The organism is Limisphaera ngatamarikiensis (assembly GCF_011044775.1).
Lineage (GTDB): Bacteria > Verrucomicrobiota > Verrucomicrobiia > Limisphaerales > Limisphaeraceae > Limisphaera > Limisphaera ngatamarikiensis.
Map to the genome: position 1 here is coordinate 165,753 of NZ_JAAKYA010000082.1, position 15,421 is coordinate 181,173.

At 65.5% G+C, this 15,421-nt stretch carries 13 protein-coding genes; 8 read left to right on the plus strand and 5 right to left on the minus strand.

All coding sequences use genetic code 11. The annotated features are described in order from the left end of the window. The first annotated feature begins 1 nt into the window (after position 1). Together G4L39_RS12760 and G4L39_RS12765 are read left to right on the plus strand one after the other, a co-directional pair. Positions 2–2,410 (plus strand): carboxy terminal-processing peptidase, encoded by a 2,409-nt coding sequence (locus tag G4L39_RS12760; protein ID WP_165108663.1) that lies wholly within the window; start codon positions 2–4, stop codon positions 2,408–2,410. A gap of 26 nt (positions 2,411–2,436) precedes the next feature. Continuing rightward, positions 2,437–3,045, plus strand: a complete 609-nt coding sequence (locus tag G4L39_RS12765) for a hypothetical protein (RefSeq protein WP_165108665.1) — start codon at positions 2,437–2,439, stop codon at positions 3,043–3,045. Positions 3,046–3,067: 22 nt separating this feature from the next. Here the strand turns inward: G4L39_RS12765 and G4L39_RS12770 are convergent, their stop codons facing one another. From G4L39_RS12770 to G4L39_RS12780, 3 genes are all read right to left on the minus strand, one after another. Then, the gene (locus tag G4L39_RS12770; protein WP_165108667.1) at positions 3,068–3,496 is read right to left on the minus strand and encodes a lipid-A-disaccharide synthase N-terminal domain-containing protein; all 429 of its coding nucleotides are present in this window, start codon (positions 3,494–3,496) and stop codon (positions 3,068–3,070) included. 212 nt (positions 3,497–3,708) lie between these two features. Beyond that, a complete protein-coding gene (locus tag G4L39_RS12775) occupies positions 3,709–4,134 on the minus strand; it encodes a hypothetical protein (protein WP_165108669.1) in 426 nt (141 codons plus the stop codon). A gap of 42 nt (positions 4,135–4,176) precedes the next feature. Further along, positions 4,177–4,461: a hypothetical protein gene (locus tag G4L39_RS12780; RefSeq protein ID WP_165108671.1), complete on the minus strand. Its 285-nt coding sequence runs from the start codon at positions 4,459–4,461 to the stop codon at positions 4,177–4,179. 323 nt (positions 4,462–4,784) lie between these two features. On the opposite strand from G4L39_RS12780, the gene G4L39_RS12785 reads away from it, so the two are divergent. The 6 genes from G4L39_RS12785 to G4L39_RS12810 all read left to right on the plus strand — a co-directional run bounded on the left by G4L39_RS12785 (position 4,785) and on the right by G4L39_RS12810 (position 11,792). Further along, the gene (locus G4L39_RS12785; protein ID WP_165108673.1) at positions 4,785–5,495 is read left to right on the plus strand and encodes a response regulator; all 711 of its coding nucleotides are present in this window, start codon (positions 4,785–4,787) and stop codon (positions 5,493–5,495) included. A 96-nt stretch (positions 5,496–5,591) separates the two neighbouring features. Continuing rightward, positions 5,592–6,419, plus strand: coding sequence for a DUF3472 domain-containing protein (locus G4L39_RS12790; protein WP_165108675.1), 828 nt, complete (start codon positions 5,592–5,594; stop codon positions 6,417–6,419). A gap of 218 nt (positions 6,420–6,637) precedes the next feature. Beyond that, a complete protein-coding gene (locus tag G4L39_RS12795; protein ID WP_165108752.1) occupies positions 6,638–8,107 on the plus strand; it encodes an FAD-binding domain-containing protein in 1,470 nt (489 codons plus the stop codon). Between the two features lie 340 nt (positions 8,108–8,447). After that, complete coding sequence (locus tag G4L39_RS12800; protein WP_165108677.1) at positions 8,448–9,734, plus strand: DegT/DnrJ/EryC1/StrS family aminotransferase; 1,287 nt, start codon at positions 8,448–8,450, stop codon at positions 9,732–9,734. 85 nt (positions 9,735–9,819) lie between these two features. Next, entirely contained in the window at positions 9,820–10,926 is a 1,107-nt protein-coding gene (bioB, locus tag G4L39_RS12805; protein WP_165108754.1) for a biotin synthase BioB, read from the plus strand. A gap of 53 nt (positions 10,927–10,979) precedes the next feature. Further along, a complete protein-coding gene (locus G4L39_RS12810; protein ID WP_165108679.1) occupies positions 10,980–11,792 on the plus strand; it encodes a M14 family metallopeptidase in 813 nt (270 codons plus the stop codon). Positions 11,793–11,885: 93 nt separating this feature from the next. Here G4L39_RS12810 and G4L39_RS12815 read toward each other — a convergent pair whose 3' ends face one another. Beyond that, positions 11,886–12,329 carry a hemerythrin domain-containing protein gene (locus G4L39_RS12815; RefSeq protein WP_165108682.1) on the minus strand — a complete coding sequence of 148 codons (444 nt, stop codon included), beginning with the start codon at positions 12,327–12,329 and terminating at the stop codon, positions 11,886–11,888. 52 nt (positions 12,330–12,381) lie between these two features. Beyond that, on the minus strand, positions 12,382–15,342 hold the full coding sequence (gene gcvP, locus G4L39_RS12820; protein ID WP_165108684.1) for an aminomethyl-transferring glycine dehydrogenase: 2,961 nt from the start codon (positions 15,340–15,342) through the stop codon (positions 12,382–12,384). Positions 15,343–15,421 lie beyond the last annotated feature (79 nt).

Genomic DNA, 15,421 nt, shown 5'->3' on the forward strand with positions numbered 1-15,421 from the left:
CATGTGTGGTGACCATGCAGTGCGAGGAGCCGTCCTGTGGCGGCGGCTGATTGGGGGCCTGGCCCTCGGGTGGGCAGTCTGGGTGTGGGGACCGGGCGGGTTGACTGCGGTTTGGGCCGCGGCGGCTCCCGAAACTGTGGTGGAATCGGCGGCTGAAAAGCCGATTGTGCCGCCCCAGTTGAAGCCGTCGCCCGCCGATGCCCGCATTGCCTATGTGGCGGCCCGGATCCTGGAAGGCCAACATTACACGCGGCAGCGTCTGGACGACGAGGTTTCGTCGCGGTTTCTGGACCGGTATCTTGAGTCGTTTGACCCTCAACACCTGCATTTCCTGCAGTCGGACCTGCGCGAATTCGAGTTTTACCGGCATCGGCTGGACGACTATGTGCTGCGGCGGTTCGATCTCACGCCGGCCTTTGAGATTTTCCAGCGGTTTTACGAACGGCTTCAGCAGCGGGTGACCTACGTGGAGGAATTGTTGCGGAAGGAGGAGTTCCGCTTCGATACGGATGAGCGGATCGAGGTGGACCGCCGGAAGGCGCCGTACCCGCGGGACATGACCGAGGCCCGGAAGCTGTGGCGGGAGCGTCTGCGCTATGAGTACCTCCAGGAGAAGCTCAACGGGGAAAAGCCGGAACAAATCACCAACACGCTGTGGCGCCGTTACCAGCGCAATCTCCGTATGTTTTCGGAGTGGGACAATGCGGACGTGCTGCAGGTGTTTCTGAATGCGTTGGCGCACGTGTATGACCCGCACTCGGACTACCTGGGTAAACAACAGATGGAGAACTTTGCCATGGGGATGAACCTGGCGCTGGAGGGGATTGGGGCCGAACTGACCGCACCGGACGGGTACTGCACGATTCGGCGGTTGATCCCGGGCGGACCGGCCGAGAGGAGCAAGAAACTCCAGCCCAAGGACCGGATTGTGGGTGTGGCGCAGGGGGACGGCCCGTTTGTGGACGTGGTGGACATGAACCTGAACAAGGTGGTGCAATTGATTCGGGGGCCGAAGGGTACCACGGTCCGGCTGCTGGTGATTCCGGCGGATGCCCCGGATCCGTCCGTGCGGAAAGTGGTCACGTTGGTGCGCGACCGGATCCGGCTGGAGGATCAGGCGGCCAAGGCGCGGCTGGTGGAATGGCCGGATGAGAACGGGACCGTGCGGCGGATCGGCATCATTGATCTGCCGTCGTTTTATTCCACGATGGATTTCTCGGGGTCGGAGGACCAGTCCGACTACCGGAGTTGCGCTGCGGATGTGGCGCGGCTGCTGGGCAAGCTGAAGGCCGAGGGGATGGAGGGCCTGATTCTCGATCTTCGCCGAAACGGGGGTGGCTCATTGGACGAGGCCATTCGGATCACGGGTTTCTTTATCCCCAAGGGGCCGGTGGTGCAGGTCCGCGACGGGGAAGGTCGGGTGACGATCAAGGAGGATCGGGACCCGCGCATGTTGTGGGACGGGCCCATGGTGGTGCTGACCAGTCGGTTCAGTGCCTCGGCTTCCGAGATTGTGGCCGCAGCCCTGCAGGACTACGGACGGGCCGTGCTGGTGGGGGACGCCTCCACCCACGGCAAGGGCACCGTGCAGGCGCCGAGCCTGTTGCGGAACTTCATGCGGCCCAGCGCCACCCTCACGCAGGATCCCGGTCTGCTCAAGTACACCATCAGCAAGTTTTACCGGGCCAACGGCGAGTCCACCCAGCTCAAGGGTGTGGTGCCGGACATCGTGTTGCCCTCGGTGATGAACGTGTCGAAAGACATCGGCGAGGCCGCGCTGGACAACCCGTTGCCGTGGGACACGATTGAGAGCGCCAGGTTCGAGCCGCTCAACTGGGTGGCCCCCTATCTGGAGGAGTTGCGCAAGCGTTCCCAGGCACGCGTGGCGGCGTCGCAGGACTTTGCCTACGTGCGCGAGGACATCGAACGGTTCCTGAAGCAGCAGGCGGACCGGACTCTCTCGCTGAACGAGGAGGAGCGCAAACGGGAAAAGGAGGAGATGGAAGCCCGACGCAAGGCACGACAGAAGGAGCGGCTGACCCGGCAGGAGGTACAACCCAGGACGTGGGAGATCACACTGGCCGACGTGGACAAACCCGGACTGCCGCAACCTGTTTCGTCCGCCAAGCCGGTCGCCCGCAGTCGGGAGGGAGCGGGATCCGACCCCGGTGGGGAGACCAACGCGGTGGCCGCCGTGTCGCCCACCTCCGCGGTTCGCATTGGCGAACCGGTTGACCCGGATGCCGACGAGGAGGACTCGTCCACGGGCGAAGACAGCACATCTCCGGCTCATGACTTCGTGATGCGCGAGGCGGAGATGATCCTGGTGGACTACATGCACTTGTGGTCCAAGGACCGTCCGCTGACCGCCGGCAGGACCGTGCCGGCCGGGGCGGCGTCTCAACCCTGAACCGGTTCGTAAAGGAGAGGATCGCCATGAAAACCGTGCTCATTTTCCTGACGCTCGGTGTGTTGATGCTCCGGGTGCCGCCGGCTGCGGCCCAGGGCGCCGCGGCCGTCATTGTCAAGCAACGCGCCAAGGAAGTCGTCAACCAGAGCAACGTCCGCCAGGGGGTAAACACTCCGGCGGCCCCGGCGGCGTCGCCGGCCGACGGCACGTCGCCTGCCGCTCAGGCCGCTGCAGCGGCGGTGCAGGCGGCGGTGTCGCAGGTGGCCGGGGCACTCACCCAGCTCAAGGGCTCGGGTGCGGTGACCGGTGAGAAGAAGGCCGCACTGGTTCGGGCTTTGCAGGCGGCGGCCCGTGGTCCGCAAAAGCCCGCCGAGACGCAATTGAACGATGTGGTGGAGGCGCTGGCCGGGTGTCTGCCGGGGGCGGTGTTGGAGGAAACCGAGCTGCGCCGGTTGGCCACGGACCTGTATGCCTTGGTGAACAGCGCGACCTTGTCCGCCGACCGCACGCGTCAGATCCTGGAGGATGTGCAGGCCATATTGCAGGTGGGCGGGGTACGGCGGGCGCAGGCCCTGGATGTGGTGCGCCGTCTGGAACGGGTGACGCAATCGCTGCAACAGCCGGTCACCCCGTGAAGCGGGCCGGCCGGTCTTCGTCTTATGCGGCGCGGTTGGGCTGGTGAGCCGGCGGCTGGTCCTTGTGCAGTGGGGCGCCGCAATGGAAGCAATACCGGGACTGTGGCGGGCAAAGTTCGCCGCAGCCATTGCAGGTCAGGTGTGCTTCCAGGTGGCGGTAATGAATGATGAGGTTCCGCGTGTACGGGATCCAGGTGAACAGGTAGGCGAGGATGAACACCGAATCCCGCTGTCGCAGCGCGTAAATCAGGAGGAGCAGAGACCCCGCCAAACTCAACCACCAGAAGGCCGGCGGCACCACCACCCGTTTGAGCTTTTCAGTGGCGTACCATTGCACCAGGAACCGGGAAAAGAAGATCACGTTGCCCGCGTAGCCAATCAGCTTCCACACACTCCAACGAATGCCGAGGAACTGACCGCCCGGGAAGAGCCACGAATCCAAGCCGTTCATGGGTGCATTGTAGAAAGGGCCCGGTTGGGGGTCCATGCGCCGATGGACATACGGGTTGGCAGAGTGGGCACAGCCGGTGCCGGCGTTGGGGCTGCGGAACCCCGGCTACTGGTTGAAAGTGGCCTGCGGACATGCGGGCCACAACGGGTCTGGGGCTGCGTCGGGGGGCCGATGCGCCGGGTCGCGGGCCGGGCAGCGGTTGGCCGAGCCCCTCAGCGTTGCGGTTGGGTTGATCCCTGACCGTGTTGGGCCGGGGCTGGGGGTGTGGTGCCGCCGGCGGGCGATGCGCCGGTGGCAGGGGTTACCTGCACGCGGTACCGGTCCAGGATGGGTTGGAAGTCCGGATGTTGCCTGGCGAATTCGGCCAACTGGCTCAGAAATGCCTCGGCCAGGGGCCGCGTGGCCTTGTCGTAAAGGGTCATCATCTGCCCGACCTGGGGTTTCAGCAGTTGCACGTCTTTCCGCAGGGCGACGTACTGCCGCAGCAAATAGAGGTTGAGGGCGCCGGTGACCATGATCATGAGCACCAGGGCGGCCTGGAGTTGGGCCTGTAGCCGGGCCACCGTCCTGGCCAGATCGTTTGTGGAGTTCGGCTGGTGGGTTCCGGTTGTTGGGGAGGGGACAGTATTCTCGCTCATGGCTTGGATGTCCGGGTCACGGACAGGTTGAAAAGTGTACGGTTAGCGGCTGCCCGGCCGATTGCCCGACCCCTGGTTGGCCGGGGGGTTTTTCAGACCCACGGAGATCAGGATGGGATCGATGGCCGGATTGGTCTGGCTGTAGGCGATCGCTTCCCGGGCCAGTGAATCCAGCGTGGCGCGCAAGGTATTGATGCGGTTGGCCACGTCTTGCAGGGATCTGGCCTCCCGGATGGTTTGGACGTTGAGGTAGGTGAGCCCCAGGGTGCCCAGGGCAAACACCAACAGGATCCCGAGTAACACGGGCGTAAGCGTGCTGTTTTTCATAGGCACCGGCGGGGACTGTACCGGCCCGCGCCGTGGTGGCCAAGCAATTTCCGGGTCCACACGCTGATGGAAAGCGGGGGGTGATGGCGATGTACCGATGCGGGCCTGGTGGGGAAAAGGGCGGATCTCGAGTGGCACAGGTCGGGCTGCTCCGCGGGGCGAGCCGGTACGGGAGGTTTTCAGGCCCGGGTTTTGAACGCCTCCGGCCGGGTCGGCGGGTGCCTGAGTCTTTTGCGCCGGCGACGTTTTCCGTTTTCGCAGTTGCCAAGTCCCTTGGACAATGGACAGAATCCGGCAGAGTGAGCGGCGCTGGGAGCGGAGCCATGACGCAGCGGCATTACGCCCAACCGGAGGGTCGGAAAGCCCGAATTCTACTGGTGGACGACCACGCCGTCGTTCGCTTTGGGATTGCGCAGCTAATCAACCGGCAGCCGGACATGGAGGTCTGCGGCGAGGAGGCCGATGCCGGTGCAGCCTTTTCTGCGGCGGAACGACTCAAACCCGACCTGGTGATTGCCGATTTGTCCCTGAAGGAGTCCAGCGGCCTGGAGCTGGTGCGCAATCTGAAGGCGCGGTTTCCGTCGATGCCGATTCTGGTGTTGAGCGTGCATGATGAATCGGTTTACGCGGAGATGGCTTTTCGCGCCGGAGCGATGGGTTATTTGATGAAGGACCAGGCCTTGGAGAAGGTTTTGGAGGCGGTGCGTCGGCTGCTGAACGGGTCGGTGTATGTGAGCGACGCGATGGCGGTGAAACTCCTGCAGAAACAGCTGCAGAAGCAGCCCCTGCCCGGAGCCTCGCCGGCGGATTTGTTGAGTGACCGTGAGCTGGAGGTATTTGAGCTGATCGGGCATTGGAAAACCACCCGGCAGATCGCCCAGGAACTGCATCTGAGCGTGAAGACGGTCGAGTATTACCGCGAACAGATCAAACGGAAACTCGGCCTGAAGAATGCGGTGGAGTTGGTGCAGCATGCCACCGCGTGGGTGGAAAGGACCAGTTCGGGTGTGCCCCCGGAAACCGGTCCGTCCTGAGGATCCGTGATGTGCCGAAGCTGTTTTTGGTGGTTTTGGCGCGGGGCGGCCCCGGCTCCGGTACTGCGCGTTTGGAGCCTTGCGGTTGGGCTGATCATGCTGGCTGTCCCTGGCGGTGGGGCGCGGTGTGAAGGGGCGGAGCCCGAGAAACCGCGGGCGGCGCGGTCGGTCCACCTGGCCTGGGAAAGTCCGCCTGCGGACGCGTTTCTGCTGGGGGTTCGGGTCCGGCGGACGGTGCCCGGGTCGTTCTTCATGGTTTGCGGCTGGCAGGTGGGCTATTTCGGCCTACAGGAGCTGGTGGATGGGGGGCGGGTGGTGTTGATGTCGGTGTGGGACGATGCCCGGGGTGACGATCCGTCTGCGGTGGCTCCGGAGCTGAGGGTGGAGACGCTGGCCCGGGGGGAAGCTGTGCGGGTCCGGCGGTTTGGTGGCGAAGGCACCGGAGGTCAGGCGATGCTGACGCTCCCATGGCGGGAAGGGACGGTCTACTGGTTTTTGGTGCGGGCGCGGGTGGAGGGGGACCGGACACGGTACGCCGGTTGGGTGCGTGAGGAAGGTTCGGCCGCGTGGCGGCATGTGGTGACGTTTCGGACCCGCACCGGCGGGCGGGCACTGACGGGTTTGTATTCGTTTATTGAGGATTTTCGGCGGGACGGCCGTAGTGCGGGTGAAGAGCGCCGGGCCCTGTTTGTCGGTGGCCGGGTTCGGGATGCAGAGGGTCGGTGGCGTCCGTTGCAGCGGGCACGATTTACGGCTTCGACGGCGGAGTGGGAGGCTCGGGACAGCATTTTTGCCGGCTTGGCAGACGATGGTTTTGAGCTGGCCACGGGCGGATCGGTCCGTCCCGATGCGCCCCTGGGTTCGACTCTGGAACGGCCCGTGTCCGAGGGTGAGCCGCCGCGGGACCTTCCCGAGGAGCCTTGAGGGGGATTCGCATGTTACTTCCGTTTCGCCTGGTAGGGTGTCCGGCGGGCCCGGGGCGTGGAGAGTTCCGCCGCGGCTGTCCCGGCGCGTTGGATGGCTGCGGCCTTGTACCATGCCCTGACCCGCGAGGGTGCCGGCTCTGAGAAATTTTCCGCGGGGTCGACCGATCTTCACGCCCGGGTTGTCCGGTTTTGACGGGGGAGGGGTTGAGGGCCACATTGCGGCGCGTGAAGCCTGTTTTGGTGTGGTTTCGGTTGGACCTGCGGTTATCGGATCATGCGCCGTTGTGGGAGGCGGCACGCGAGGGCGGGCCGGTGATTCCGGTGTACGTTTGGTCACCGGAAGAGGAGGCCCCGTGGTCACCGGGCGGGGCGTCGCGGTGGTGGTTGCACCATTCCCTGACGGCCCTGGACGCTTCTTTGCGGGCGGCGGGATCCCGTTTGATCATCCGACGTGGACGGGTGGTAAAGGCACTGGCGGATCTGGTTCGGGAGACCGGGGCCGTTACGGTTTATGCCCACCGGCGCGTGGAACCGGCTGCGCGGCAGCTGGAAGAGGAGGTGGTCCGGGCCATGTCGGAGCGGGGCGTCAAGGTTCGGTTGTGGGCCGATTCGAACCTGGTGGATCCCGACCGGGTGAAGACGCAATCGGGCGAACCTTTTCAGGTTTTTACTGCCTTTTGGCGCCGTTGTTTGGCGTTGTCGGATCCACCCCGGCCGCTTCCTGCGCCGGACCGTGTGCCCGGACCCGCGGTTTGGCCCCGGGGGTTGAGCTGCGAAAGGCTGGAGCTTCTGCCCAAACCGGACTGGGCCGCGGGCCTGCGAGCCACCTGGCGGCCGGGGGAAACGGCGGCGGGGGAACGGCTGAAGCGGTTCTTGAAGGATGGATGGCGCGAGTACGCCACCCGACGGGATCAGCCTGCCGAGGAAGGGACCTCCCGGCTGTCGCCGCATTTGCATTTTGGTGAAATCACGCCGCGTCAGGTGTGGCACGCCGTGCGTGAGTGGGCGGAAGGCCAGGGTTGGAACGCGTCCCGGTGGCGAGAGTCGGCGTTTTTGCGGGAGCTGTTTTGGCGGGAGTTTGCCGGCTATCTGCTGTGGCATTTTCCGCATGCGGTTGAGCGGCCGTTACGGCCTGAATGGGAGAGGTTTCCGTGGCGTGAGGATGCGGCCGGTTTACGCGCCTGGCAGCGGGGCCGGACGGGTTATCCCATCGTGGACGCCGGGATGCGCGAGTTGTGGCATACAGGCTGGATGCACAACCGTGTGCGGATGATCGTGGCGTCGTTTTTGGTGAAGGATTTGCGGATTTCGTGGTTGGAGGGGGCGCGGTGGTTTTGGGACACCCTGGTGGACGCGGACCTGGCCAGCAACACGATGGGCTGGCAGTGGAGCGCCGGTTGTGGTGTGGACGCTGCGCCATATTTTCGCGTGTTTCATCCGGTCTTGCAGGGGCAAAAGTTTGATCCGGATGGGGCCTATGTACGTCGGTGGTGCCCCGAACTGGCGAGGGTGCCGCCGGAATGGATCCACCGGCCGTTTGAGGCGCCGCCCTTGTTGTTGGAGGCAGCCGGTGTCCGCCTGGGTCGGGATTATCCGGAACCGGTGGTGAGCCATGCGGCGGCTCGACAGGCGGCGTTGGCGGCCTGGCAGAGCCTGCGGGCGGGCCGGTCTCAAGGCGCGGCCTGAGGCCCTTGCCGGGGTGCCACAGGTTCATGGGCGGAGTGCTGGTGGGCGGGAACCATGTGGACCAGGTCAGGCGCGGGTCCTTATTGATGGGAGCCTGCGCGGAGCCGGAACCAGAAACGGAAGAGCCCCGACCGGGCCGGCTCCAAAGCCGGGCAATCGCGCATGGGTTTTGGGGAGCGCCGCCGGGCGGGGTTGGCCACTCCACGTCTTGAGTCGCTGAAGTGCGGGGCCTTTGCGGGGCGGTTTTGAGGTTTGCCACCGGGACGGGCGGCCGGTAGAGGGAATGCGGTACCGGGATGCGGGCCGAGGTTGGGCCCGGTTGCAGGAGGGAGTCTTTGCCATGGATGTTTGGAAGCGGACGAAACCGGCTTTGATGGGTGGCGAACCGGTGCGACGTCGGCCGTGGCCGGCGTGGCCTGTGCATGGTTTGGAAGAGGAGCGGCGGTTGTTGCGGGTGTTGCGGGAGGGACGGTGGTCCCAACGTGCGGGGGGCGAAACGGCGTTGTTTGAACGTCGTTTCGCCGGTGCGCGCGGTAGCCGCCATGCCTTTGCGGTGGCGACGCGAACGGCCGCATTGCGGCTGGCGCTGGGGTCGGTGGGTTGGGAACCGGGTTCAGAAGTCATCCTGCCGGCGTATGGGCCGTTGTGTTGGGTGGGTGCGGTGCTTTCGGCAGGCATGCGGCCCGTGTTTGCGGATGTGGTCGTGGAGACGGGGCATCTGGACATGGCGGCGGTCGAGGGGGTGGCGACCGAAAATGTGCGCGGTGTGTTGGTGTTTCACACGGCCGGGTTGCCGGTGCCCATGGAACCATTTTTGGAAGGTGCGGAGAATCGTGGCTGGGCGGTGTTGGAGGACGCCTCGCAGGCGCACGGTGGGGTGTACCGCGATCGACCGTGCGGGACGTGGGGCCGGGTTGCGGTGTTTTCCTTTGATGCGGGGGCGGTTTTGACCGCCGGGGAGGGAGGGCTGGTGCTTACCAACGATGCGGAGGTGGCTGGTCGGTGCCGTCGGTTATTGGGCCGTGGGGAACCGGGTTCGACGGATTCAGCGGCGGCTGAGCCGTTCGAGGAAATGGCCCTGGACGAGTTTGCCGGGGCGATGTTGAACGCGCAGCTGGACCGGTTCGAGTTGCAGGCGCGGCGGCGCGATCAGCGCAGCCGTTACCTGGCGGAGCGCCTGGCGGACCTGCCGGGGGTGTACCCGCAGCAGCGGGTCGAGGGTTGCACGCGGCACGGCGGCGCCGGGTTTCTGCTCCGGTTGGATGCCGATCGGTTTGGGGCGCCGCGGGACGCGGTGGTGGCGGCGCTGGCGGCCGAGGGGATTCCCTGCGGTACCGGCTGGAGGGAACCCCTGCCCGAGCGGTGGGCGCGGTTGCGTCGAGAACTGGCCGGGGGCTGGCCGGTGGCGTCCGGGGGGGTGGGGGCGCGGGGACCGAAATGTGTGCAGGCGCAGCGACTCTGTCGACAGGCCATCTGGCTGGAGGGCAGGGTGCTCCTTGCGGATCAGAAGGACATGGACGACATCGTTCGCGCGCTGGAAAAGCTGCAGGAGCACGGCCGGGCCCTGAAGGATTGGTGGCGTCGGGAAAGGTCCGAAGTACGTGCGGTGCGGGAGGGTGGAGACTGATCCGCATCGTGACGGCCCGGGAAGGGTTGTTCAAACCGGCTTGCGCGGACCGGTGCAGCCGGTATGTTCGTCAACCGTGAGCACGATGATGGTTGACGTCGGAAAATCGGAGCGGATTGCGGAGCTGGGTCGGCGGGTGTTGGCCGGGGGCGAAATCACCCGGGCGGAGGCTCTGGAGCTGTTCCATTTGGAATCGAGTGCGGACATTTACGACCTGATGGCCTGGGCCAACCGGATTCGGGAACGGTTCAAGGGCAATCGGGTTCATCTCTGTTCGATCGTCAATGTCAAGGCCGGTGGATGTCCGGAGAACTGCAAGTTTTGCGCGCAGTCGGCTTTGTACCAGACCCAGGCACCTCGGTACGGGTTGTTGCCGGTGGAGGAGGTGCTGACCGCGGCGGAGGAGGCGGGTCGGAACGGTGCGGTGGGTTTTGGTTTGGTGGCGGCGTGGCGCGGGCTGGAGGAGGGTCCGATCCTGGACGCTTTGTGTGAGCAGTTTCGGGCATTGAAGGCGCAGGGCCGGGTGCGGCCGGACGCGTCGCTGGGGATCATCAAAAGTGCCGAGGTGGCGCGCAGGCTCAAGGAAGCCGGCTGCGAATGCTACAATCACAACCTGGAGACGTCGCGGCGGTTTTTCCCCGAGGTGTGTGACACGCACACGTACGAGGAGCGGTTGCAGACGTTGGAGTATCTTCGTCAGGCGGGGATCCGGATCTGCTCCGGCGGGATCATCGGAATGGGAGAGACGCGGGAGGACCGGTGCGATCTGGCTTTTGCGTTGAGGGAGGTGGGGGCCAGCATTGTGCCGATCAACATTTTGAATCCGATTCCGGGCACGCCATTTGCCCATCGCCCGCCGTTGCCGCCCTTGGAGATTCTGCAGACGATCGCCTGTTTCCGATTCATTCTGCCGCGGCAGGAGATCATGGTGGCGGGTGGACGCGCGGTGAACCTGCGGGATTTGCAGAGCATGGTGTTCATGGCCGGGGCCAGTGCGCTGATGATCGGGAATTATTTGACGACGGTGAACCGGCCGGTGGAACAGGATCTGCAGATGTTGCGTGATCTCGGGCTGGATCCCCATTGGACGGAGGAGGGCGGCGAGAGTTGTGGTTGCGGGCGTGGAAACGGTGCGGCGGAGGTGCCTGCAAAGGCGCCCGTGGCAGCGGCGTCGGCCCCGGCGATGGCTTGAGGGGCGGGTCGCGTGGGGTGCGGGGGTGGGGAATCGGGTTGAGCCTGCGGGGCATGGGACGTCTGTTTCGGAATCAGGGGGGTTACCGGGGGGAGACCGTGGACGTGACGGCCGTATTGGAGGGCTGTGCGGCGGCCGCGGCGTCGCACGGCTGGGAGGGGGAGGTCGTGCCCGTGGAAGGGCGACCGCCGCTGTGGATTTGGCGGCGTGAGGGCATGGGGGCGGCGGCCGGGGTGGCTCGGCGCCGGGTATACATCAGTGCCGGGATTCACGGGGACGAACCGGCGGGTGTGTTGGCGGCGCAGCAGTTACTGGCGATGGACTGCTGGCCTGCGGGCGTTTCGGTGGTGTTGATTCCGTGTTTGAATCCGTCCGGCCTGCAACTCAATCGGCGGGAGAATCCGGACGGGCTGGATTTGAACCGGGATTATCGGCACCTGCGTTCGCCGGAGGTTCGGGCGCACGTGGGTTGGTTGGAGGGGCAGGGGTCATTCGACGTGAGTTTTTGCCTGCACGAAGATTGGGAGGCGGCCGGGTTTTATCTGTACGAACTGAATCCGCACGGGTTGCCGTCGTTGGCGGAACCGATGTTGCGTGCGGTGGAACATGTCTGTCCGCTGGACCTTTCCCCGGTGATTGAGGGGCGTCCGGCGTCCGGCGGATTGATCCGGCCGGCGGTGGATCCCGAATCGCGTCCGGAATGGCCGGAGGCGTTCTGGCTGGTACAGCATGGCAAAACCCGGCTCTCGTACACCCTGGAGTCGCCCTCGGATTATCCGCTGGCGATGCGTGTGGATGCTCTGGTGGCCGGGGTGCGAGCGGCGTTGGAGGCCTGGACGAGTGTAGGGCCGGCGCCGGTCGGGTAGCGTCAGATTCCGTGGGATTGCTGAAGCCGGGCCCACGCCGGAGGTTTCGCGTTGCGGGCGGAGCTGGGGTTTGGAAGGCGACGTTCCGGCGGTTCAGACCGGTAATGCGTCGCGCTTTTGCAGCCAGATGCGGCCCAGTTCACGCAGGGTGGTGGCCTTGAGGACCTTTTCCGCCATGGGAAAGACGATGCGTTCCTCGTGATCGAAGTGTTTGCGGGAGTAGGTGAGGGCGTGTTGCATGAGTCGGCGTGCCTCGGCGACGGACCGGGCCTGGTGGATGCGGAGGAGGTTGGCGTCAATTTCGTGGTGTTCGTGTTCGAACGAGTCCCGTTGACCGATTTGTTCCAGGTAATGTTCCAGGGGTGCCAGGAGGAGCTCGTCCTCGGCCTTGGAATGCCCCCGCAGCAGGTCTTCCAACAGCGCGGCCAGGGCGCGGATTTCGGCCAGGGTTTTCAGCCGGGGCAACGTCCGTTCGATGTGATCGAAGATGTTGTGGAAGACGATGTGCTCGGCCAGGAGAATGTCGGTGATTTTCATGGATGCTCGCTCGGTTCGCTCTGTTTCACTAAAGCATGGTTGCGCTGGCGGCTCAAGAAGCGGTGGCAAAATCGGACACGCTGCCGCAAGCGCACACGGGGTGCCGGTCGCCGTAGACGTTGTCCACGCGGGCCACGGCCGGCCACCATTTGTGGTCGAGCAGGTTGGGCAGCGGCCAGGCAGCCTGTTGACGGGAGTAGGGATGGGGCCAGGGATCGGCTGCGACCATGTCGGCCGTGTGGGGCGCGTTTTTCAGGGGATTGTCCCGGGGGTCCATGCGGCCGGTTTCGACCTCGAGGATTTCGGCGTGAATGGCCGTCATGGCGTCGCAAAAGCGATCGAGCTCGGCTTTGGATTCGCTTTCGGTGGGTTCCACCATGAGGGTGCCGGCCACGGGCCAGGACAGCGTGGGTGCATGGAATCCGTAGTCCATGAGGCGTTTGGCCACGTCCTCGGCGGTGATGTGGTGGAATCGGCGCAGGTCCAGGATGCATTCGTGGGCCACCAATCCGTTGGGCCCCTTGTAGAGCGTGGGGAAACAGGGTTCCAGTCGGCGTGCGATGTAATTGGCGTTGAGGATGGCCACCTGGGTGGCACGGCGCAGGCCGTCCGGGCCCATCATGGCGATGTACGCCCAGGAGATCAGGAGGATGCCGGCACTGCCCCACGGGGCGGCGGCCACGGGGCCCACGCTGCCGGGGGATCGGTGTTCGGCCGGGGCCATGGGATGGTCAGGCAAAAAATCCCGCAAAAACTCTGCCACGCCGATCGGCCCGGCGCCGGGCCCGCCACCCCCGTGCGGGATGGCGAAGGTCTTGTGGAGGTTCAGGTGGCAGACGTCGGCTCCCAGTTCGGCGGGTCGGCAGAGGCCGACCAGGGCATTGAGGTTGGCGCCGTCCATGTAGACGAGACCGCCGTGGTCGTGGATGATCCGGCAGAGGTCGCGGATGGTGGGCTCGAAGACGCCGTGAGTGGACGGGTAGGTGATCATCAGGCAGGCCAACCGGTCCCGGTGGGCGGCGGCTTTGGCCCTGAGATCGTCCACGTCCACGTTTCCGTTGCGGTCGCAAGCGACGGCGACGACCTTGAGTCCGGCCATGGCGGCGCTGGCCGGGTTGGTGCCGTGGGCCGAGGTGGGGATGAGGCAGACGTCCCGATGCGGCTCGCCCCGATGTTGGTGCCAGGCGCGGATGACCAGTAACCCGGCGTATTCGCCCTGGGACCCGGCATTGGGCTGGAGGCAAATGGCCGGGAAACCGGTGATTTCGGACAGCCAGGCTTTCAGTTCCTCCATGATGCGGTGCCAGCCCCGTGCCTGGTCCACCGGCGCGAACGGGTGGAGACGCGCCCATTCGGGCCATGTGACCGGCTGGAGGGCGGCCGTGGGGTTGAGTTTCATGGTGCAGGAACCCAGCGGGATCATGGTTTGGCAGAGGGAGAAGTCGCGGGACTCAAGCCGTCGGAGGTACCGCAACATCTCGGTTTCGGAGTGGTACCGGTTGAAGACGGGGTGCTGCAGGTAATCCACCGGCCGGAGCCGGGTTTCGTCCACGGGCGTGGCGACCGATGCCGGCGTGAAGGGGACGGGTTGGTCGTTGTTGAACACCAGCCAGATCTCCTGCACGTCTGCGGGCGTGGTGGTCTCATCCAGCGAGAGCCCGACGACGGTTTCGCTGACGCGGCGGAAGTTCATCCGGTGTGCAGCGGCGATCTGGTGGATGCGTTCGGCCCGTTCGGGCGCGGTATGGACAGTGATCGTGTCGAAAAACGGCAGGGGCGGCCCGGCGGGGTCGGTTGAGGGGGATGCAGTTGGGGAGGGGTGGACCTTGTACCCCAGACGTTCAAGGCCGACAGCGAGGGTCCGGGTGAGGGAGTGGATGCGCAAGGCGATCCGGCGCAGCCCGTGCGGGCCGTGGTAGGCGGCGTAGGCCATGGCCACGATGGCCAGCAAGGCTTGGGCGGTGCAGATGTTGCTGGTAGCCTTTTCGCGGCGGATGTGCTGTTCGCGGGTGCCGAGGGCCAGGCGCAGGGCGGGTCGACCCCGGGCGTCCCGGTAGGTGCCGACCAACCGACCGGGCATTTGCCGTTTGAAAGCGTCCCGGGTGGCGAGGAAGGCGGCGTGTGGGCCGCCGTAGAACATGGGCACGCCGAACCGCTGGGCACTGCCCACGGCGATGTCAGCCCCCCAGGCGCCCGGTGGCGGCAGCAGGGTCAACGCCAGGAGATCGGTGGCTGCCACCAGCAGGGCACCTTCGGCGTGCACGTGATCCGCCCAGGTGCGGTAATCCCGCACGGTGCCGTCCGTGGCCGGGTATTGGACCAGGACACCGAAAAAGGAGCTGTCGAGGCAAGAGCCCTGAGGGTCTGCGACGATGACGTCGAAGCCGAGGGCGCGGGCCCGGGTACGGACGACGGCGATGGTTTGCGGATGACAGTCGGAAGCGACGAAGAACCGGTTGCGGTTGGGTCCACCGCGGAGGCGGTGGCACATCATCATGGCTTCGGCGGCGGCCGTGGCTTCGTCGAGGAGCGAGGCATTGGCGATTTCCAAGCCGGTCAGGTCGCGGACCATGGTCTGGAAGTTGAGCAGCGCTTCCAGTCGGCCCTGAGAAATCTCGGACTGGTAGGGGGTATAGGCCGTGTACCAGCCGGGATTTTCGAGGATGTTCCGCTGGATGACCGGCGGTGTAATGCAGTCATGGTAGCCCTGGCCGATGTAGGATCGGAATACCCGGTTTTCGCGGGCGTATTCGGTCAGCGTGCGGAGGATTTCGGCCTCAGTGCGTGCAGGCGGCAGGTTCAGCGGCCGCCGGGTATGCAGCTCGGCAGGCAGGGCGGCTGCGGTGAGTTCGTCCAGTGAGCTGTACCCCAGTGCGTTCAGCATAGTCTGGATCTCCTCGGCACGAGGGCCGATATGCCGGTGGACGAAACGTTCGGGTTCCCACAACGCAAACGGTCGATCCGCCTCCGGGCTGGTGGCCGGGGCGGCGGATTCGGCGGTTGAAGTTGGCATTTCCGGTTTGTGCACGGTGCGAAGGTAGGGTTTGCGGTGAAGGGCGCAAGCCCACGGTGGAGGGGCGACCTGCAGGCGC

What these genes read in the sequence shown, in the direction of transcription:
- G4L39_RS12760 (WP_165108663.1), top strand. Translation starts at nt 2, where the DNA reads ATGTGTGGTGACCATGCAGTGCGAGGAGCCGTCCTGTGGCGGCGGCTG.
- G4L39_RS12815 (WP_165108682.1), bottom strand. Translation starts at nt 12,329, where the DNA reads ATGAAAATCACCGACATTCTCCTGGCCGAGCACATCGTCTTCCACAAC.
- G4L39_RS12790 (WP_165108675.1), top strand. Translation starts at nt 5,592, where the DNA reads ATGCTGGCTGTCCCTGGCGGTGGGGCGCGGTGTGAAGGGGCGGAGCCC.
- G4L39_RS12810 (WP_165108679.1), top strand. Translation starts at nt 10,980, where the DNA reads ATGGGACGTCTGTTTCGGAATCAGGGGGGTTACCGGGGGGAGACCGTG.
- G4L39_RS12765 (WP_165108665.1), top strand. Translation starts at nt 2,437, where the DNA reads ATGAAAACCGTGCTCATTTTCCTGACGCTCGGTGTGTTGATGCTCCGG.
- G4L39_RS12785 (WP_165108673.1), top strand. Translation starts at nt 4,785, where the DNA reads ATGACGCAGCGGCATTACGCCCAACCGGAGGGTCGGAAAGCCCGAATT.
- G4L39_RS12800 (WP_165108677.1), top strand. Translation starts at nt 8,448, where the DNA reads ATGGATGTTTGGAAGCGGACGAAACCGGCTTTGATGGGTGGCGAACCG.
- G4L39_RS12775 (WP_165108669.1), bottom strand. Translation starts at nt 4,134, where the DNA reads ATGAGCGAGAATACTGTCCCCTCCCCAACAACCGGAACCCACCAGCCG.
- G4L39_RS12770 (WP_165108667.1), bottom strand. Translation starts at nt 3,496, where the DNA reads ATGAACGGCTTGGATTCGTGGCTCTTCCCGGGCGGTCAGTTCCTCGGC.
- bioB (WP_165108754.1), top strand. Translation starts at nt 9,820, where the DNA reads ATGATGGTTGACGTCGGAAAATCGGAGCGGATTGCGGAGCTGGGTCGG.
- G4L39_RS12780 (WP_165108671.1), bottom strand. Translation starts at nt 4,461, where the DNA reads ATGAAAAACAGCACGCTTACGCCCGTGTTACTCGGGATCCTGTTGGTG.
- gcvP (WP_165108684.1), bottom strand. Translation starts at nt 15,342, where the DNA reads ATGCCAACTTCAACCGCCGAATCCGCCGCCCCGGCCACCAGCCCGGAG.